At 70.1% G+C, this 17,926-nt stretch carries 15 protein-coding genes; 8 read left to right on the top strand and 7 right to left on the bottom strand.

Going from position 1 to position 17,926, the window contains the following annotated elements; genetic code table 11:
- Window positions 1-102: 102 nt before the first annotated feature.
- From AC25Y0_RS06765 to AC25Y0_RS06755, 3 genes are all read right to left on the bottom strand, one after another.
- Entirely contained in the window at window positions 103-1,476 is a 1,374-nt protein-coding gene (locus tag AC25Y0_RS06765) for an MFS transporter (protein ID WP_488134416.1), read from the bottom strand.
- A gap of 139 nt (window positions 1,477-1,615) precedes the next feature.
- A complete protein-coding gene (locus AC25Y0_RS06760) occupies window positions 1,616-3,331 on the bottom strand; it encodes a phospho-sugar mutase (protein ID WP_488122290.1) in 1,716 nt (571 codons plus the stop codon).
- Between the two features lie 17 nt (window positions 3,332-3,348).
- Window positions 3,349-4,182: a purine-nucleoside phosphorylase gene (locus AC25Y0_RS06755; RefSeq protein ID WP_488122009.1), complete on the bottom strand. Its 834-nt coding sequence runs from the start codon at window positions 4,180-4,182 to the stop codon at window positions 3,349-3,351.
- Between the two features lie 102 nt (window positions 4,183-4,284).
- Here AC25Y0_RS06755 and AC25Y0_RS06750 point away from each other — a divergent pair, with 102 nt between their 5' ends.
- Window positions 4,285-5,733 carry an NAD(P)H-quinone dehydrogenase gene (locus AC25Y0_RS06750; RefSeq protein WP_488122010.1) on the top strand — a complete coding sequence of 483 codons (1,449 nt, stop codon included), beginning with the start codon at window positions 4,285-4,287 and terminating at the stop codon, window positions 5,731-5,733.
- A 45-nt stretch (window positions 5,734-5,778) separates the two neighbouring features.
- Here AC25Y0_RS06750 and AC25Y0_RS06745 read toward each other — a convergent pair whose 3' ends face one another.
- Both AC25Y0_RS06745 and AC25Y0_RS06740 read right to left on the bottom strand, forming a co-directional pair.
- The gene (locus AC25Y0_RS06745; RefSeq protein ID WP_488122011.1) at window positions 5,779-7,566 is read right to left on the bottom strand and encodes an acetyl/propionyl/methylcrotonyl-CoA carboxylase subunit alpha; all 1,788 of its coding nucleotides are present in this window, start codon (window positions 7,564-7,566) and stop codon (window positions 5,779-5,781) included.
- Between the two features lie 75 nt (window positions 7,567-7,641).
- Window positions 7,642-8,310: a Maf family protein gene (locus AC25Y0_RS06740; RefSeq protein ID WP_488122012.1), complete on the bottom strand. Its 669-nt coding sequence runs from the start codon at window positions 8,308-8,310 to the stop codon at window positions 7,642-7,644.
- Window positions 8,311-8,360: 50 nt separating this feature from the next.
- On the opposite strand from AC25Y0_RS06740, the gene AC25Y0_RS06735 reads away from it, so the two are divergent.
- The 4 genes from AC25Y0_RS06735 to AC25Y0_RS06720 are packed head-to-tail and all read left to right on the top strand — an operon-like array spanning window position 8,361 to window position 12,694.
- Window positions 8,361-9,671: a class I SAM-dependent RNA methyltransferase gene (locus tag AC25Y0_RS06735; RefSeq protein WP_488122013.1), complete on the top strand. Its 1,311-nt coding sequence runs from the start codon at window positions 8,361-8,363 to the stop codon at window positions 9,669-9,671.
- Between the two features lie 10 nt (window positions 9,672-9,681).
- Complete coding sequence (locus AC25Y0_RS06730) at window positions 9,682-10,377, top strand: response regulator (protein WP_488122014.1); 696 nt, start codon at window positions 9,682-9,684, stop codon at window positions 10,375-10,377.
- A complete protein-coding gene (locus AC25Y0_RS06725) occupies window positions 10,374-11,663 on the top strand; it encodes a sensor histidine kinase (RefSeq protein ID WP_488122015.1) in 1,290 nt (429 codons plus the stop codon). Before AC25Y0_RS06730 ends, AC25Y0_RS06725 begins: the two co-directional genes overlap by 4 nt.
- Window positions 11,660-12,694, top strand: a complete 1,035-nt coding sequence (locus AC25Y0_RS06720) for a hypothetical protein (protein ID WP_488134415.1) — start codon at window positions 11,660-11,662, stop codon at window positions 12,692-12,694. Before AC25Y0_RS06725 ends, AC25Y0_RS06720 begins: the two co-directional genes overlap by 4 nt.
- 406 nt (window positions 12,695-13,100) lie before the next feature.
- On the opposite strand, the gene AC25Y0_RS06715 is transcribed toward AC25Y0_RS06720, so the two are convergent.
- Entirely contained in the window at window positions 13,101-13,325 is a 225-nt protein-coding gene (locus AC25Y0_RS06715) for an acyl-CoA carboxylase subunit epsilon (protein WP_488134414.1), read from the bottom strand.
- Complete coding sequence (locus tag AC25Y0_RS06710; protein ID WP_488134413.1) at window positions 13,322-14,911, bottom strand: acyl-CoA carboxylase subunit beta; 1,590 nt, start codon at window positions 14,909-14,911, stop codon at window positions 13,322-13,324. Before AC25Y0_RS06710 ends, AC25Y0_RS06715 begins: the two co-directional genes overlap by 4 nt.
- Before the next feature lie 209 nt (window positions 14,912-15,120).
- Between AC25Y0_RS06710 and AC25Y0_RS06705 the strand changes: the two genes are divergently transcribed.
- The 3 genes from AC25Y0_RS06705 to AC25Y0_RS06695 all read left to right on the top strand — a co-directional run bounded on the left by AC25Y0_RS06705 (window position 15,121) and on the right by AC25Y0_RS06695 (window position 17,786).
- Entirely contained in the window at window positions 15,121-15,918 is a 798-nt protein-coding gene (locus AC25Y0_RS06705) for a biotin--[acetyl-CoA-carboxylase] ligase (protein WP_488134412.1), read from the top strand.
- Window positions 15,919-16,041: 123 nt separating this feature from the next.
- Window positions 16,042-16,608: a PH domain-containing protein gene (locus AC25Y0_RS06700; RefSeq protein ID WP_488134411.1), complete on the top strand. Its 567-nt coding sequence runs from the start codon at window positions 16,042-16,044 to the stop codon at window positions 16,606-16,608.
- Between the two features lie 41 nt (window positions 16,609-16,649).
- On the top strand, window positions 16,650-17,786 hold the full coding sequence (locus AC25Y0_RS06695; RefSeq protein ID WP_488122021.1) for a 5-(carboxyamino)imidazole ribonucleotide synthase: 1,137 nt from the start codon (window positions 16,650-16,652) through the stop codon (window positions 17,784-17,786).
- Window positions 17,787-17,926 lie beyond the last annotated feature (140 nt).

The raw sequence follows: 17,926 nt of genomic DNA, 5'->3' as shown, positions 1-17,926 counted from the left end.
CGGTGGCTCCCGTTCGTCTGCCTCGAACGGTCGCCTTCCGGGCGATTCGAACGCAGAATGTGACATCTGAACGGCCGGGGCGGGCCGAGAACGGCCCCGGTCTCAGGAGCGCTCGTCGTCGTCGTGCATGACGGCATCGACGGCGGCGGCTCCGGCGGCCGGAGTGGCTGCGGCCGCGGCTTGGCGTGCAGCCTGGATCGCGCGCTGCCCGGCCGGCAGGCCGATCGCGAGGCCCACCACGATGAAGGCCAGGATGCCCGCGGCGATCAGCAGCAGCTCGATCGACACGACGTCGGCGAGGGGCCCGAACACGACCATGCCGAGCGGCATCCCCACGGCCATGACGATGCCGACGAAGCCGAACACACGGCCCTGCCGCTCCGGTTCGACGGTCTCTTGCAGGAGCGTCATCGACGGGGTCGAGAAGAACGGCACGGCGAGTCCGACGAGGAACATGAATCCGAAGAACAGCCAGATGTTGAACGACAGCCCGAGACCGATCGACAGCGCCCCGAAGACGAGCGTCGAGACGACGATCATCCCGATTCGGCTGCGGTGTGCGAAGAACGAGGCGACGACGATGCCGCCGAGCACCATTCCGACGCTGAACGACACCTCGAGGATCGCGAGGTTGACGACATCCTGTGTCGGACCCGCCGGGAACGAGCGCACGAGCATGAGCGGCGTGAGGTTGGACGGCGCGACGGCGAGCACGAAGATGATCGCGAACAGCACGAGCAGCCAGCGCACGAACGCGTGATGGGCGATGTAGCGCACGCCGTCGACGAGGTCGGCGAAGTACCCGGTCTGCACATCCCCCGTGCGTCGCACGGGTTTGACGGGGATGAACGCGAGCAGTCCGATGCCGAGCGCGGCGGTCACGACGTCGATGAAGAAGATCGGGATGAGCGAGGCGGCCGAGCCTCCGTACGCCACCGACGCCCACGCGTACAGGGCGCCGCCGACCGCGGGGGCGAGCAGAGCCATCGCCGATTGGATCGACCCGTTGATGCCGTTGACCCGCATGAGGTTGCGCGTCGGAACGATCTGCGGGATCAGGGCCGACACGGCCGGCGTCTGGATGCCGGCGCCCGCCGAACGGATCGCCATCGTCAGGAAGATGAGCCACACGGCGTCGTAGCCGCTCATCATGATCAGGGCGAGCGTGAGCGTCGTCACGGCGATGGCGGCGTCGGCGGCCATGATGAGGTACTTGCGGTTGTGGCGATCGGCCCACACACCGCCGAAGATCGACACGACCGCCTGCGGCAGAAAGCCGAACAGCGCCGCGAGGGTCATGATGAGCCCCGACTGGTACGTGATCGTCAGGTACCAGAAGACGGTGTACTGCACGAGCATCGAGCCGAACAGGCTGAAGGTCTGCCCCCCGAGGAACAGGATGACATTGCGCAGCCAGCGGGGAGGATCGGATGCCACCCCCGCGGGCGCGTCCGACGTCGTCGTGTCGTCGCTCATGCCGTGCCCCCCTTGTTGCGTCCTCACCTGAAGACCGGGTGGCACGATAACACGCACCCCGGACACGCGGGGCCGCTTTCCGTCAGGAGACGGCATCCGACCACCGAGACGGCGCGTGAGTGGCGGACCCCCCGCCCGGTCAGCCGAGCGTGTCCAGCAGCGCGCGGGCGCCGGAGGCGAGGGCGCTGATGCGGGTCTGGGCATCGGTGGGGGAGTCGCCGCGCACATCGAGGTAGAGCTTGAGCTTGGGCTCGGTTCCGCTCGGGCGCACGAGCACGCGCGAGCCGTCCGCGAGCCACAGGCGCAGCACGTCGCCCGGCGGCAGGCCGTCCACGCCCTCGAGCAGGTCGTCGATGCGCTCGACGGCGACATCGCCGATCGCCACCGGGGGCTCGGCCCGCAGCGCGCCCAGGATGCGCGCGATCGCCGACACGTCGTCGACCCGGATCGCGATCTGGTCGCTCGCGAACGAACCGAAGGTCTCGTCGAACTCGTAGAGCAGATCGGTGAGCGAACGCCCCTCGGCCCGCGCGTCGGTCGCCAGCCCCAGGATCGCGACGGCGGCGGAGATCCCGTCCTTGTCGCGCACCGTTTCGGGATTGACGAGATAGCCGAGTGCCTCCTCGAACCCGAACACCAAGCCGGGAGCCCGTGAGATCCACTTGAACCCCGTGAGGGTCGCGTAGAAGTCCAGCCCGTAGTGCTCGGCGACGACCGCGAGGCCGGGCGATGACACCAGCGAGCAGGCCAGGGAGGCGCCGTCGATGCCGGCCGCGAGCCGCGCGGCCCGCCATCCCAGAAGCAGCCCGACCTGGTTTCCGCTCAGGCGCCGCCAGCCGCCCTCGGCCTCGGCATCCGGAATCGCGACCGCGAGCCGGTCGGCGTCGGGGTCGTTCGCGATCACGAGCTCGGCGCCCGCGGCGCGGGCGGTCTCGAACGCGAGATCCATCGCACCGGGCTCTTCGGGATTGGGGAACGACACCGTGGGAAACGCGCCGTCGGGCTCGATCTGGGCCCCGACGAGCATCGGCAGGGGGTATCCGGCCTCGCCGAGGATGCGTTCGAGGGTCTGCCATCCGACGCCGTGCATCGCGGTGTACACCCACGAGAACCCCTCGGCGCCCGGCCCCGCGGGGGCGACCGCCGCCGTCGCGGCGACGTACTCGTCGATGACCGCCTCGGACGCCGTCTCGTACGCGAGCGAGCGGGGGATCGCGGCGAGGTCGCCCTCGTCGGCGATGCGCTGGATATGCGCCGCGATCTCGGCATCGGCGGGCGCGACGATCTGCGACCCGCCGTCGGCACCGCCGAGGTACACCTTGTAGCCGTTGTCATCCGGCGGGTTGTGGGATGCCGTCACCATGACGCCCGCCGCCGCGTCGAAGTACCGCACGGCGAAGGCGAGCACGGGGGTCGGCAGCAGGCGCGGCAGCAGGATGACCCGCAGCCCCGCTCCCGCGAAGATCTCGGCGGAGTCCCGGGCGAACACGTCGGAGTTGCGTCGTCCGTCGTACCCGATGATGACCGTCGGGGTCTCGTCGGCGCCGGCGTGCTCGCGTAGATATGCCGCGAATCCCGCGGCGGCCTGCCCCACGAGCACTCGGTTCATGCGGTTGCTGCCCGCCCCGAGTCGACCGCGCAGGCCTGCGGTGCCGAAGGCGAGGCGCGTCGAGAAGCGGTCCGCGAGTGAGGCGGATGCTGCCGGGTCGCCCTCGTCGGCGGCGTCCAGGAGCGCCCGCAGTTCGGCGCGGGTCTGGCCGTCGGGGTCCTGGGCGAGCCAGGCGACGGCTCGCGCTCGCAGTGCGTCGTCGAGTCGGGGGGCGGCATCCGTCCCCGCGGATTCGGACGCGACCATGTCCGGCTCGGCGCCGCTCATAGGGCGCCGATGACGCGGGCGAGCAGCGACGAGATGACGGGCTCGGCCGCGCGGCCCGCCTCGATGACCTCCTGATGACTGAGCGGAGTCGTCTGGATGCCGGCCGCCATGTTCGTGATGAGCGACAGCCCGAGGATCTCCATGCCGGCCTGTCGCGCGGCGATCGCTTCGAGCGCCGTCGACATGCCGACGATGTGCCCGCCGATCGTCTTGGCCATGCGCACTTCGGCGGGCGTCTCGTACTGGGGCCCGCGGAATTGGCAGTACACGCCCTCATCGAGCGTCGGGTCGATCGACAGTGCGACGTTGCGCAGGCGCATCGAGTACAGATCGGTCAGGTCGATGAACGTCGCGCCCTCGAGGGGAGACGCGCCGGTGAGGTTGATGTGATCGCTGATGAGCACGGGCTGGCCGGGGCTCCATGTGTGCCGGATGCCGCCTGCCCCGTTGGTGAGCACCATGATCCGCGCGCCCGTCGCGGCGGCCGTGCGCACACTGTGCACGACGCGACGCGGCCCGTGGCCCTCGTAGAAGTGTGTGCGGGCGCCGATCACGAGCACATTGCGGCCCTTGTCGGTGCGGACACTGCTCAGCGTGCCGACGTGCCCCTCGAGCGCGGGCCGGCTGAAGCCCGTGACCTCGGTCGCGGGAAAGCTCGCCGTCGTCTCGCCGATGAGCTCGGCGGCCCTGCCCCAGCCGCTTCCGAGCGTCAGGGCGATGTCGTGCTGCTCGACGCCGGTGAGCCGCGCGATGTCGGCGGCCGCCTCGGCGGCGACGGCGAACGGATCGGCACTCGGGTCATCGAGCGGGTTCGCGATGGTGTCTGGCATGCCCCCCACTCTAGGAACGCAAGCGCGTCGCGGCTATACACGTCGGTGACCGGAGTGTCGCCCCGGTCATGGGCGCGCCATCCGTCGGGAAGAATAGATGCCATGTCCTTGAGCTTCGAGCGCACCCAGTCCGTCGCGATCCTCGGCGGCGGGCCGGGCGGTTACGAGGCGGCGCTGGCAGCGAGGCAGCTCGGCGCCGACGTGACCCTCGTCGAACGCGCGGGGGTCGGCGGCTCGGCTGTCATGACCGACGTGGTGCCGTCCAAGTCGCTCATCGCGACCGCAGACGCCGCTGTCGCGATCGCCGGGGCGAGCGACCTCGGAGTGCAGCTGTTCGCAAAGGGCGACACCGGGAAGCCGCTCAAGCCCGAGATCGCGATCAACATGCGCGCCGTCAACAAGCGGCTGCTCTCTCTCGCTCGGCAGCAGTCCGATGACATGCGCGCCGCGCTCGTCGAGGCCGGCGTCCGCCTCATCTCGGGGCACGGCCGGCTTGAGGGCGAGAACGCCGTCGTCATCTCGACCGACGTCGGGGGCACCGACTTCGACCGCATCGAGGCAGACACCCTCGTCGTCTCGGTCGGCGCGTCGCCGCGCGAGCTGCCGAGCGCGATGCCCGATGGTGAGCGCATCCTCACCTGGACCCAGCTGTACGACATGAAGGCGCTGCCCGAGCATCTCATCGTCGTCGGCTCCGGCGTCACCGGTGCAGAATTCGCGGGTGCGTACATGAACCTCGGTGCGAAGGTCACGCTCGTCTCGAGCCGCGACCAGGTGCTGCCCGGCGAAGACACCGACGCCGCAGCGGTGCTCGAGCGCGTGTTCAAGCGCGGCGGAATGACGCTGCTGTCGAAGTCGCGCGCCGACAAGGTCGAGAACCTCGGCGACCGCGTCGTCGTGACGCTGAGCGACGGACGCACGGTCGAAGGCAGCCACTGCCTCATGGCCGTCGGATCGGTGCCCAACACGGCAGGCATCGGACTCGAGCAGGCCGGCGTGCAGATGACCGAGTCCGGGCACATCCAGGTCAACCGAGTCGCGCGCACCTCGGTGCCCAACATCTACGCCGCCGGCGATTGCACGACCTTCGTGCCGCTCGCCTCGGTCGCCTCGATGCAAGGTCGGACGGCCGTCTTCCACGCTCTGGGCGATGTCGTCATTCCGCTCGAGCGCCGCCGGATCGCCTCGAACATCTTCACCGCCCCCGAGATCGCCACGGTCGGCTGGCAGGAGAAGGACATCCTCGACGGGCGGATCGCCGCCGTCGTGCACAAGCTGCCGCTCGCGGCGAACCCGCGGGCGAAGATGATGGGTATCAAGGACGGCTTCGTCAAGCTCATCGCGCGGCAGGGGTCGGGCAGTGTCGTGGGCGGCGTCATCGTGGGGCCGCGGGCATCCGAGCTCATCTACCCGATCGCGATCGCCGTCGAACGGCGCCTGACGATCGACCAGGTCTCGCGCGTCTTCACCGTCTACCCGTCGCTGTCGGGCAGCATCACGGATGCCGCCCGCGCCATGCATGTCGTGGATCACACGGTGTACGGGGCCTGAGCCCGCGCATCCGTCTCCCCGCCGGGCGGGGCGTCCCGACCGGCCTTACGGTGCGGTGATCGTGAGCAGCAGGTGGCCGGCCGACACGGTCGCGCCGGCCGCGGCGTTGATCGAGCCGATGACGCCGTCCTTGTGGGCCTGGATGGGCTGCTCCATCTTCATCGCCTCGAGCACGATGACGAGGTCGCCCTTGACGACCTGTTGGCCGTCCTCGACCGCGACCTTGACGATCGTGGCCTGCATCGGGGCCTTGACGGCGTCACCCGAGGCTCCTGCCACAACCGTCGTCGTGTGCGAGCGGCGAGACGGGGGTGCGGCGGCGGGGCGTCCGGTGGCGCCGGACGTCGCGGTGATGCGGTCCGGAAGGCTCACCTCGAGGCGCTTGCCGCTCACCTCGACGACGACGGTGTGGCGCGGCTCGGCGGCCTTCGGAGCCTCGAGCTCCCCGTCCCACGGGGGGATGTCGCCGGCGAACTCGGTCTCGATCCAGCGCGTGAAGACGCCGAAGTGGCCGTCCTCAGCGGTGAAGGCCGGGTCGCGCACGACCTCGCGATGAAACGGCAGCACGGTCGGCAGGCCGGTGATCTCGAACTCGTCGAGTGCTCGGCGCGCTCGCTCCAGAGCCTGGGCGCGGTCGCGGCCGGTCACGATGATCTTCGCCAGCAGCGAGTCGAAGGCGCCCGAGACGCTGTCGCCGGCCGTGACGCCCGAATCGAGGCGGATGCCGGGACCGCCGAACGTCTTGAAGACGTGAATGGGTCCGGGCTGGGGCAGGAAACCGCGCCCCGGGTCTTCGCCGTTGATGCGGAACTCGATCGAGTGGCCCTCGGCGACGGGGTCGTCGTAGCCGATGTCCTGACCCTCGGCGAGACGGAACTGCTCGCGGACGAGGTCGATGCCGGTGACTTCTTCGGACACGGGGTGTTCGACCTGCAGGCGTGTGTTGACCTCGAGGAAGGAGATCGTGCCGTCGGCGCCGATGAGGAACTCGCACGTTCCCGCGCCGACGTAGCCGACTTCGCGGAGGATGGCCTTCGACGATTCGTACAGGATGCGGTTCTGCTCGTCCGTGAGGAACGGCGCCGGAGCCTCCTCGACGAGCTTCTGGTGGCGGCGCTGCAGCGAGCAGTCCCGCGTCGAGATGACGACGACGTTGCCGGCGGCATCCGCGAGGCACTGCGTCTCGACGTGACGCGGCTTGTCGAGGTACTTCTCGACGAAGCACTCGCCGCGACCGAAGGCGCTGACTGCTTCGCGAGTCGCCGACTCGAACTGCTCGGGGATCTCTTCCTTCGTGCGCGCGACTTTGAGGCCGCGCCCGCCGCCGCCGAAGGCGGCCTTGATCGCGATCGGCAGACCGAACTCATCGGCGAAAGCGATGACCTCGTCGGCGCCCGAGACGGGGCCCGGCGTGCCCGGTGCGAGCGGCGCGCCGACCTTCTCTGCGACGTGGCGGGCCGTGACCTTGTCGCCGAGCGCTTCGATCGCGTCGGGGGACGGGCCGATCCAGATGAGGCCGGCGTCCGAGACGGCGCGCGCGAAGTCGGCGTTCTCGGCGAGGAACCCGTAGCCGGGGTGGACGGCGTCTGCGCCCGAGCGGCGCGCGACCGAGAGGATCTTGTCGATCGAGAGGTACGTGTCGGCGCTCGTCGAGCCGTCGAGTGCGTACGCCTCGTCGGCGAGTCGCACGTGCAGGGCGTCGCGATCCTGATCGGCGTAGACCGCGACTGACGAGATGGCGGCGTCACGTGCGGCACGGATGATGCGAACGGCGATCTCGCCGCGATTGGCAATGAGGACCTTGGTGATCTTCGCCGGAGCGGTCTGAGGCATGGATGTCAGCCTACCGAGGGTTGTGGGCGCGCTTTTGAGTACTCCCTACAAGAACCGTCGAAAAACGTGGGAGTCCTACGACAACGTCGGATCGTCGTCGGCCCCGTTCCACAGCGACGTCCACTCGACGTCGAGTTCGCGCACGAGCCGTCGGATCGTCGAGAGCGACATGCCCACGACGGTCGAGGGGTCGCCTTCGACCCGCTCGATGAAGGCGCCCCCGAGCGAGTCCACCGTGAAGGCGCCCGCGACGTGCAACGGCTCGCCCGTGGCGACGTAGGCCGTGATCTCGGCATCCGTCACGTCCTGTGCAAAGGTGACCGACGCCGCCGCCACGGCGTGCACCTCGCGCGGCGGCCGCCCGGGCTCGACGCGCACGACGGCGTGTCCCGAGTGCAGCACGCCCGTGCGGCCGCGCATCGCGCGCCAGCGGGCGACGGCGTTGGCGGGTGTGTGCGGCTTGCCGAGCACATCGTCGCCGAGTTCGAACATCGAGTCCCCGCCGATCACGAGCCCGTCGAAGTCGGGCGTGTCGTCGGCCAGGCGCGCCGCGACATCGGCGGCTTTGCGGCGCGCGAGCAGCAGCACGTGCTCGTGCGGTGACAGCGTCCGCTCCTCTGCCGTCTCGACGGCGGCGACGACGGCTTCTTCGTCGACGTCGGGCGCGAGGGTGTGCGCGGTGATGCCCGCTTGTCGCAGCAGCATGAGACGGGCGGGCGATGTCGAGGCCAGGCATACGCGCATCTCCCCAGGGTAGGGCCCGGACGCCGGCGTCTTTGGGGGAGAATCGGGGGATGGACTCCGGCGAACTGCTCGATCTCGACATCACGGGCGTCGCCCACGGCGGCGTCTTCGTCGCCCGACACGAGGGCCGCGTCGTCTTCGTGCCCGACGCCATCCCGGGCGAGCGCGTGCGCGCACGGCTGACCGACACGTCCAAGAACTCGTTCTGGCGTGCCGAGACGCTCGAGGTGCTGGATGCCTCGCCCCACCGTCGTGCCCACGTGTGGCGTCAGGCAGACGTCGACACGCCGCCCGAACAGCGCCCCGGCGGCGCTGACTTCGGCCACATCGACCTCGCCCATCAGCGCGAGCTCAAGCTCGACGTGCTCACCGACGCGCTGCGCCGTTTCGCCGGGCTCGACCTGCCCGTCGCGATCCGCGCCGCCGACGGCCCCGAGCCCGAGACGGCCGACGGCACCGGATGGCGCACGCGCGTCAGCCTGCACGTCGACGACGAGGGGCGGGTCGGCCCGTATGCCGCGCGCAGCCACCGGGTCATCCCCGTCGACGACCTTCCGTTGGCGACCCCCGCGGTCGCGGAGGCGGCGCGGAACCTGTCGCAGGACAAGCCCGGGCGCATCGACCTCGTACAGCCCGCAGGCGGGCGGGTGCGCGTCATTCCGCGCCCCGAGACGACGCGCACCGGTTCTCGCCGCCGTGGCCGCACTCCCGCGCCCGCGGCCGCCCCGACGCGCGGCAATCCCGCCCGCGAGGTCGTCATCGAGACCGTCGGGGGTCGTGACTTCCGGGTCGACGCCGGCGGCTTCTGGCAGGTGCACCGTCTCGCCGCCGGATCCCTCACGGACGTCGTCGCGCGCACCCTCGAGGGCGCTGTCGACCCCGACGCCTGGCACCTCGACCTGTACGGCGGCGTCGGACTCTTCGCAGCGACGCTCGCGAGCCTCGGTGGCCCCGCGACCCGGGTGACATCGGTCGAGTCCGACGCGCGTGCGACCGACCACGCGGGCGAGAACCTCGCGGAGTGGGTCGGAGCCCGGGCGGAGACCGGCCGCGTCGACCGCTGGCTCACGCAGCTCGAGGGCACGACATCCGCCATGGAACGCGATCGCCTCGCGAGCGGAGTCGTGCTGCTCGACCCGCCTCGCGCCGGCGCCGGGCGCGCCGTCGTCGAGTCGATCGCGGGGCTTTCGCCGGCGACCGTGGTCTACGTCGCGTGCGACCCCGTTGCGCTCGCGCGCGACCTGGCGACGTTCCGCGACGCGGGCTACGAGACCCGCAGCGTCGAGGCGCTCGACCTGTTCCCGAACTCGCACCACGTCGAAGCCGTTGCGACCCTCACCCGGGTCGCGAGTCTGCCCTAAAGTAAGGGGGATGACGCGCGTCGCCCTTATCGACGACCACGAGTCCGTGCGCCTGGGACTCGAGGCGGCTTGTGCACGCGAAAAGACGAAGGACATCGTCTTCTCGGGCTCCAGTGTGACGGAGTACCTCAACTGGCGCGCGTTCAGTCAGTCCGCTCCGGCCGACGTCGTCGTGCTCGACCTCACCCTCGGCGACGGGACGACCGTGACGGAGAACGTCACGAAACTGATCCGCGACGGCTCCAGCGTCATCATCCATTCGGTCGCCGACCGCCCGGCGGCGGTGCGCGAAGCACTCGCCGCGGGTGCCGCAGGAGTCGTGAGCAAGTCCTCGCGTATCGATGACGTGCTCGCCGCGATCCACACCGTCGCGCGCGGCGAACCCCTCAACAACGTCGAGTGGGCCAGCGCCGTCGAGGGTGATCGCGAGTTCGCTGACGCCCAGTTGTCTGCCCGCGAGCGTGACGTGCTGCGCCTGTATGCGGCGGGGCTTCCGCTCAAGGTCGTCGCCGACCGGCTCGGCGTGGCGTATTCGACGGCGAAAGAGAACATCACGCGCGTGCGCGTCAAGTACGTCGAGGTGGGCCGCCCCGCCCCCACGAAGGTCGACCTGCTGCGTCGTGCGATGGAAGACGGCATCCTCGCCGACGCCGGAGGCGACGCCGCTCCCGCTGGCCCCGCGACCCCGCCGAGGCGCTCGCGGTGACGAGCGAAGGTTCCTCGGCCCTCGATGACGCATGGGGCCACATCCCGCGGTCGCGCGAAGCGACGGCCGGTATCGGCGCATTCACGCGCCAGCGCGTCGAGCGCATCATCTCGGTGTCGTCCGGTGTCGGATCGCTCATCCTCGGCGCCCAGGCGGCGGTGACGGCGATCGGTCAGCGCGACCAGATGGGCAGCTGGCAGGTGCCGCTGCTGATCGTCGTGTTCACGCCGCTGATCATCATGGTCATCGCGTGTCTGACCGGCCGAGGCGTGCGCATCGCGGCCGGCGTGTTCGCCGTCGTCTATGTCGCGATGCTCGCTGTCTGGCCGCTTGCGACGACCGACTCGACGCTCGCGCCCACCGAGGCGCCCTGGATCTGGTACCTCGTCAACATCGCGACGCTGGCGGCCGTGCTGGCGTTCGCGCCGCCGCTGCAACTGGTGTGGACGGCGCTGGCCCCGTTGCTGTTCGGCTTCGTGCGGCTCGTTCAGGGTGACTTCAGCCCCGAAGTATGGTTCGCCGTCGGCATCGATGTGTCGTTCGCGCTCATCCTCGGAGGCGTGCTCTTGACCCTCGGGTGGGTGCTGCGTTCCATCGCCATCGGCGTCGACGACGCGCGCGGAACTGCGGTCGAGTCCTACGCGCGTGCCGCGGCGGCCGATGCTGCCGAGCAGGAGCGCGTCGCGGTGGCGGCGCTCATGCACGACAGCGTGCTGGCGGCCCTGATCGCCGCCGAACGAGCAGACGGGCCGCGCGCGCGGACCCTGGCCGCGGGCATGGCGCGCGAAGCATTGACCCGGCTCGCCAATGCCGAGCAGGATGCCCGCGAAGGCAGCGACGCCCCACAGGACTCGGCGTCGCTGGCCGATGACATCGAGGCCGGGGCAGGAGAGGTGGGGGTGCGCCTCACCGTGCAGCGCAGCGTCGCCGAAGACGCCCCCTGCGTGCCCGGACGAGTCGCCCGCGCCCTCGTCCTCGCCACGACGCAGGCGATCGCCAACGCCGTTCAGCACGCCGGTGCCGTCGGCCTCACCGTCACGGTCGCCGGCTCGAACGAGCGCGTGCGCATCGTCGTGCGCGATGCGGGCGAAGGGTTCGACATGGCCGGCGTCCCCGATGACCGGCTCGGCATCCGCGGGTCGATCATCGCCCGGGTCGCCGCCGTCGGCGGCACGGCTCAGCTCGAATCCAGCGCCGCCGGCACGGTGGTCGTGCTCGAGTGGCCGGCGCCTCTCCTGTCCGGTGCGGCTGAGCACGAGACAGCCCAGGGGGAGGCCGACGCGTGAGTGTCCGCAACATCCTGTCGGCCTTGGCCGTGGCGTTCACGGCGTACATCGCGGCGCGCGCGCTGGCGCTCACCGTACCCGTGCCCCTGCCGCTCGCGCTCTTCGCGGCGGTCCTGCTCTACCTCGTCACGACGTGGCTCTGCATCTACTGGTACCCCGCATCCGCCCGAGACGGTGTGAACGATACCGCCGGGCACGGTCGCGCGGAGCGGCTGCCCGTCTGGGCGGCGGTTCTCGCCTTGGGCACGACGGCGATCGTACCGACGGCGATCGCGATCGGTGTCGGCGACGGCAACCGTACGCAGCCGTTCGCGACGTGGTACCTCGGCGGCCTCGGCGCGCTCATGGTCATCGTCATGGTGCGCCGCCGCCCGTGGGTCGCGTGGTCGGGCATCGCGATCCTCGCGGTGAGCTCGATCATCTGGATGGGATTCGGGCAGGCCCTCGCTCTCGGACTCGTGGGCTCGGTCGTGTGGGTCATCGTCGCCCACCTCGTGCGCTTCTCGCTCGACCGCGCCGCGCACGACACGACCCAGCTCGCGCAGCTGCAGCGTGCGGCATCCGCGTGGCAGGCGTCGCAGCTCGTGCGTCAGCGCGAGCGTCGCGTGCAGGTGCAGCGGGCTCTCGCCGTGGCCGGCCCCGTGCTGACGCGCGTCGTCTCGACGCGCGGCCTGCTCGACGAAGAGGACCGGCTCGAGGCCCGGTTGGCCGAGGGGCGCCTGCGCGACGAGCTGCGCGGACCTCGCCTGCTCGATGACGCCGTGCGCTCCGAGCTCGAACGCGCCCGCCGCCGGGGCGCCGTCGTCACGGTGCTCGACGAAGGTGGTCTCGACGGGCTCGACGAAGAGGCGCTCGCGGTGATCCGCGGTCAGCTCGCCGAGACGCTGCGCAGCGCAGCATCCGATCGCCTCTACATCCGCACGTCTCCGCACGAGAGCATCGCCGTGACGGTGGTGGGTCGATCGAGCTCCGAGTACGGACTCAGCGACGAAGACGGCGTCGACCTCTGGCGCGAGATCCCGCACTCCTGACGCAACCGCGCCGCGCTGGGGCGAGTGTGCGAATGGGTAACTCGTTCACTTGACGCAGATTGCGCTGTGCGCCCGGGATGCGGTGCAGATGGCGGCGAACGAATTCCCGCAGCGGCGCGAGCGCGATCCCGGCACAGGGCGGCGCACGCTCGGTGGCAGAGGTTTCACTCCCCGCCTCGGTGGGGGAGGGTAGACCGAGACGAGGAGCGATGAAGCAGAGAGAAGGCGAGGGGCGGCGAAGCCGCCCGCCCCTCGCCAAGTGCGAGCAGTTACCCGAAAACCGCCCGCAAGGTCGAACCTAAGCAACCCACGAAGGGAGTAGATCGACCGAACGCGTAATGCGTTCCAGCAACTCAAGTATCTGTCGCTGTAAACGTGCTGTCTGTAGGTATTTCGGGGGACACGCTCAGAAGGTCGCGCGCCAGCCCAGTTCGCGCGCGAGGGGTCGACGCAGCCCACGGGCGGTCACCGACCACGCCGGACGGCGCGCGATGTCATCGACCACGGCGGTGGCGCTCTCCTGTGTGTACGCCTCGGTGACGACGGCGATGAGGGCCGCCAGTTCATCGGGCGAGGGAGAACCGCGCCGCACGTCCATCGCGACGGATTCGGGACGCTCGTCGCCGGTCACAGCGGGATGTTCCCGTGCTTCTTGGGCGGCAGGGACGCGCGCTTGCCCCGCAGCGCCCGCAGCGCCTTCGCGATCGAGACGCGGGTCTGCGCCGGCTCGATGATGCCATCGAGCTCGCCTCGCTCGGCGGCCAGGAAGGGCGAGGCGACGTTGTACGTGTACTCGTTCGCGAGGCGCGTGCGCACGGCGGCGACGTCTTCGCCGGCCTCCTGGGCCTTCTTGATCTCACCGCGGTACAGGATGTTGACCGCACCCTGTCCGCCCATCACTGCGATCTCGGCGGTCGGCCAGGCGAGGTTGATGTCGGCGCCGAGCTGCTTGGAGCCCATCACGATGTAGGCCCCGCCGTAGGCCTTGCGCAGGATCACGGTGACCAGCGGCACGGTCGCCTCGGCGTAGGCGTAGAGCAGCTTCGCGCCGCGGCGGATGACTCCCGTCCACTCCTGGTCGGTGCCGGGCAGGTACCCGGGAACGTCGACAAGCGTGACGATCGGGATCGAGAACGCGTCGCAGAACCGCACGAAGCGGCTCGCCTTCTCTCCGGCTTCGATGTTGAGCGTGCCGGCCATCTGCGACGGCTGGTTCGCGATGATCCCGACCGAACGGCCCTCGATGCGGCCGAAGCCGATCACGATGTTCGGCGCGAACAGCGGCTGCACCTCGAGGAACTCTTCACCGTCGACGATGCGGCGGATGACCTCGTGGATGTCGTACGGCTGGTTGGGTGAGTCGGGAATGACGGTGTTCAGCTTGAGGTCGGCATCCGTCGTCTCGAAATCGAACTCCGACTCGTAGTCGGGCAGTTCGGCGAGGTTGTTGTCGGGGAGGAAGCCGAGCATCGTCCGCACGTAGTCGATCGCGTCGTCTTCATCTTCGGCGAGGTAGTGCGCGACACCCGAGCGCGTGTTGTGCGTGTACGCGCCGCCGAGCTCTTCCATGCCGACGTCTTCGCCCGTGACGGTCTTGATGACGTCGGGGCCCGTGACGAACATCTGGCTCGTCTTGTCGACCATGACGACGAAGTCGGTGAGCGCGGGGGAGTACACCGCACCGCCCGCGGCGGGGCCCATGATGATCGAGATCTGCGGGATGACACCCGAGGCCTGCGTGTTCAGCCGGAAGATCTCGCCGTATTTGCCGAGGGCCACGACGCCCTCCTGGATGCGCGCGCCGCCCGAGTCGAGGATCCCGACGATCGGGATGCCGCTGCGGAGGGCGAACTGCATGACCTTGATGATCTTGTCGCCGGCGACCTCGCCGAGCGAACCGCCGAAGGTCGAGAAGTCCTGCGCATAGACGGCGACCGTCCGGCCGTGGATCGTGCCGGTGCCGGTGACGACCGAGTCGCCGTACGGGCGGGAGCGGTCCATGCCGAACGCAGACGTGCGGTGACGCACATACTCGTCGAGCTCGACGAAGCTTCCGGAGTCGACGAGCAGCTCGATGCGCTCACGGGCGGTGCCCTTGCCCTTCGCATGCTGCTTCTGCTTCGCGACCGCCTCGGGATCGAGGACGGCCTCCTGGTAGCGGGCTCGGAGGTCGGCGATCTTGCCGGCGGTCGTCGAGAGGTCGGGCTGCTCGGTCACGGATTCAACCCTAGTGGGGGGCGTTCGCAGACCGTTGGAGGGTTCGCACAAGCACCCGTGGAATCCCCTGTCGCGATCGACGGATGCCGTGCAGCGCAGCCCGGATCTGCCGTAGCACCGCGATCACCGAGCTGACGTCACTTCGCAGAGGGGTGCCTTGGCGTGTCAACCCGGGGTGGAGCGCGCCATGCGCGAGTAGCGTGGCGTCCATGTCTATCCCTGACGAGGGCTACCCCCTCACTGCCGCGATCAGTCCCCGCGTGCAGGTCGTCGAGACGACCGACTCCACCAACGCCGACGTCGTCGCGCACGTGACCGAGGCGCCGGGCGAGTGGCCGCACCTGTCGGTGCTGCTCACGACCGACCAGCGCTCGGGCCGAGGCCGCCTCGACCGCACGTGGACGACACCTCCGGGAACGGCGCTGGCGGTGTCGACGCTGATCGACGCGACGCGGCTGCCGATGGCTTCTCGCGGATGGGTGCCCCTCATCGCGGGCGCCGCGATGACCCGGGCGATCGCGGCGCAGATCGACGACAGCACGCACTCGGTCACGCTGAAGTGGCCCAACGATGTGCTCGTCGACGGCGGCAAGATCTGCGGCATCCTCGCCGAGGTCGTGCCGGGCAACCCCGATGCGATTGTGATCGGCGCGGGTGTGAACACCCGCATGCCCCGCGTCGACCTGCCTGTCGACACCGCGACATCGTTCGCGGCGATCGGTGCCGACTGCGACGAGGACCGACTCGTCGCCGACTACCTGACGGCGCTCGACGAGCAGCTCACGGCCCTCGCCGACGCGCTGGGAAATGCGGTGACGGCCGGCATCGCGGGCAACATCGAAGCGCTGTGCTCGACGATCGGGCACGAGGTCGTCGTGCTGCTTCCGGACAGCTCACGTCTCATCGGCCGCGCCGCGCGTCTGGACGCCGAGGGGCGCCTCGTCGTCGTGGGCGGCCTCGCTGTCGAGACCGCCGTGTCCGCCGGTGACGTTCTGCACGTGCGCTGATCGCCCCGGTCGCCGAGCCCACTCGGTTCGCGGGGCGGTTCGGCCGGCGCTGCGACCGGAATTCGTGCCCTCGACCGTCGTGGCGCCGTGGCCGGACGCGTTGGCCCCGCCACAATAAGAGGCATGACCCAGCCGATCTACGGCGGGCGCCCTCTCACGCCGGCGCCGGGAGCGCCGACGCCCGAGTTGCGCGTGGCGCGGTTCCGCTCGCACGCGCGGCGCCTGACGTGGTCGGCGCTCGTGCTGATCGGCGTCGCCGGCGCCACCGGCTATCTCTACGACAACCTTCCGGCCGGCTACGAGAATTGGATGCTGCTGACCGCCGCGGGCGTCACCGTGTTCCTGCTCGTGCTGCTGCCGTTCCTCGTGTGGTGGACGCACGTGTACACGATCACGACGCGTCGCGTCATCGAACGCCGAGGGCTGCTCGTGACGCACCGGCGTGAACTCGCGCACGTCCGGGGGTACACGATCCGGGCCAGGCGCGGCATCCTTCAGCGTCTGTGGGGCACGGGCACGCTCGTGCTCTCTAACGGCATGGACGAACCGCTGCGGCTCGTGAACGTGCCGAACATGGCGCTCGTGCATGAGGCGCTCGTCGACCAGGTCGAGGTGAACCAGATCCTCGCCCACCGCGATGCCCAGCCGCCGCTGCCTCCCGGCACGCCGCCCATGCCGCCGCTGCCCTGACCGCGTCACGCACCCCCCGCCGTCCTGGGATGATGGGTTCCATGACATTGCGCGTCGGAGTCGTCGGTGGCGGACAGCTCGCCCGAATGATGATCGCGCCCGCCGTCGAGCTCGGCATCGAGCTGCACGTGCTGGCCGAGGATGAAGGGATGTCGGCTTCGCTGGCCGCGACCGCCGTCGGGGATTATCGCGATGCCGAGACCGTGCTGGCGTTCGCGCGCGAGGTCGACGTCGTGACGTTCGACCACGAGCACGTGCCGCAGGACGTGCTCGCGCAGCTCGTCGAGGCTGGGGTGCAGGTGCATCCCGGTCCTTCGCCGCTCGGTGTCGCGCAGGACAAGCTCGTCATGCGCGCGAGGCTCGAAGAGCTCGGGATGCCGCAGCCCGACTGGGCCGGCGTGAGCGATGCCGTCGAGCTGCAGGCCTTCCTCGACGAGCACGGGGGTCGCGCCGTCGTCAAGACTCCGCGCGGCGGCTATGACGGCAAAGGCGTGCGCGTCGTGTCCGCGGCGACCGAGGCCGAGGACTGGTTCGCAGCGCTCGCCGAAGACGCACGCGGGGGCGTCCTGCTCGTCGAGGAGCTCGTCGACTTCTCGCGTGAGCTCGCGCAGCAGGTCGCGCGACGCCCGTCGGGAGAGATGCGCGCATATCCCGTCGTCGAGACCGTGCAGCGTGACGGGGTCTGCGCCGAGGTGCTCGCGCCTGCTCCTGCGGCGGCAGCCCGCCTCACCGAGGTCGCACGCGACATCGGCGTCGCGATCGCCGAGGGTCTCGGCGTGACCGGGATGCTGGCTGTCGAGCTCTTCGAGACGACCGACGAACGACTGCTCGTGAACGAGCTGGCGATGCGTCCGCACAACAGCGGCCACTGGAGTCAGGACGGTGCCGTGACGAGCCAGTTCGAACAGCACCTGCGTGCCGTCGCCGACCTGCCGCTGGGCGACCCGTCGCCGCGCACACCGTGGACGGTCATGGTCAACATCCTCGGCGGTCCCGCCGAGGATGGCTTGGACGAACGGTTCGCGGTGGCGATGGCCGAGCATCCTGCCGCCAAGATCCACACGTACGGCAAAGCGCCGCGCCCCGGCCGGAAGGTCGGCCACGTCAACGTGGCCGGGACCGATCTCGACGATGTCGCCTACCAGGCTCGCGCCGCCGCCTCGCACTTCCTGGACTGACCGCGCCCGTCCCGCCGTCGCATGAGGCCGAAACGAGGCACAGCGCGGGGCGTGCCGTTGCGGCGAGTTTTCAGCGACGCGCCCTAGCCTGGTCGAGTGACCCGGCCGCTGCATTCCTCTGATGAGCCCCTGGTCGGTGT

It is taken from the genome of Microbacterium sp. Y547, from assembly GCF_057669785.1.
The sequence above is the reverse complement of the archived record's forward strand: the minus strand, read 5'-3'. Positions and strand labels throughout refer to the sequence as shown.

Excerpts from the sequence above, each read along its gene's own strand:
- AC25Y0_RS06765 (WP_488134416.1), bottom strand. The coding sequence starts at position 1,476 with ATGAGCGACGACACGACGACGTCGGACGCGCCCGCGGGGGTGGCATCC.
- AC25Y0_RS06760 (WP_488122290.1), bottom strand. The coding sequence starts at position 3,331 with ATGGTCGCGTCCGAATCCGCGGGGACGGATGCCGCCCCCCGACTCGAC.
- AC25Y0_RS06755 (WP_488122009.1), bottom strand. The coding sequence starts at position 4,182 with ATGCCAGACACCATCGCGAACCCGCTCGATGACCCGAGTGCCGATCCG.
- AC25Y0_RS06750 (WP_488122010.1), top strand. The coding sequence starts at position 4,285 with ATGTCCTTGAGCTTCGAGCGCACCCAGTCCGTCGCGATCCTCGGCGGC.
- AC25Y0_RS06745 (WP_488122011.1), bottom strand. The coding sequence starts at position 7,566 with ATGCCTCAGACCGCTCCGGCGAAGATCACCAAGGTCCTCATTGCCAAT.
- AC25Y0_RS06740 (WP_488122012.1), bottom strand. The coding sequence starts at position 8,310 with ATGCGCGTATGCCTGGCCTCGACATCGCCCGCCCGTCTCATGCTGCTG.
- AC25Y0_RS06735 (WP_488122013.1), top strand. The coding sequence starts at position 8,361 with ATGGACTCCGGCGAACTGCTCGATCTCGACATCACGGGCGTCGCCCAC.
- AC25Y0_RS06730 (WP_488122014.1), top strand. The coding sequence starts at position 9,682 with ATGACGCGCGTCGCCCTTATCGACGACCACGAGTCCGTGCGCCTGGGA.
- AC25Y0_RS06705 (WP_488134412.1), top strand. The coding sequence starts at position 15,121 with ATGTCTATCCCTGACGAGGGCTACCCCCTCACTGCCGCGATCAGTCCC.
- AC25Y0_RS06700 (WP_488134411.1), top strand. The coding sequence starts at position 16,042 with ATGACCCAGCCGATCTACGGCGGGCGCCCTCTCACGCCGGCGCCGGGA.
- AC25Y0_RS06695 (WP_488122021.1), top strand. The coding sequence starts at position 16,650 with ATGACATTGCGCGTCGGAGTCGTCGGTGGCGGACAGCTCGCCCGAATG.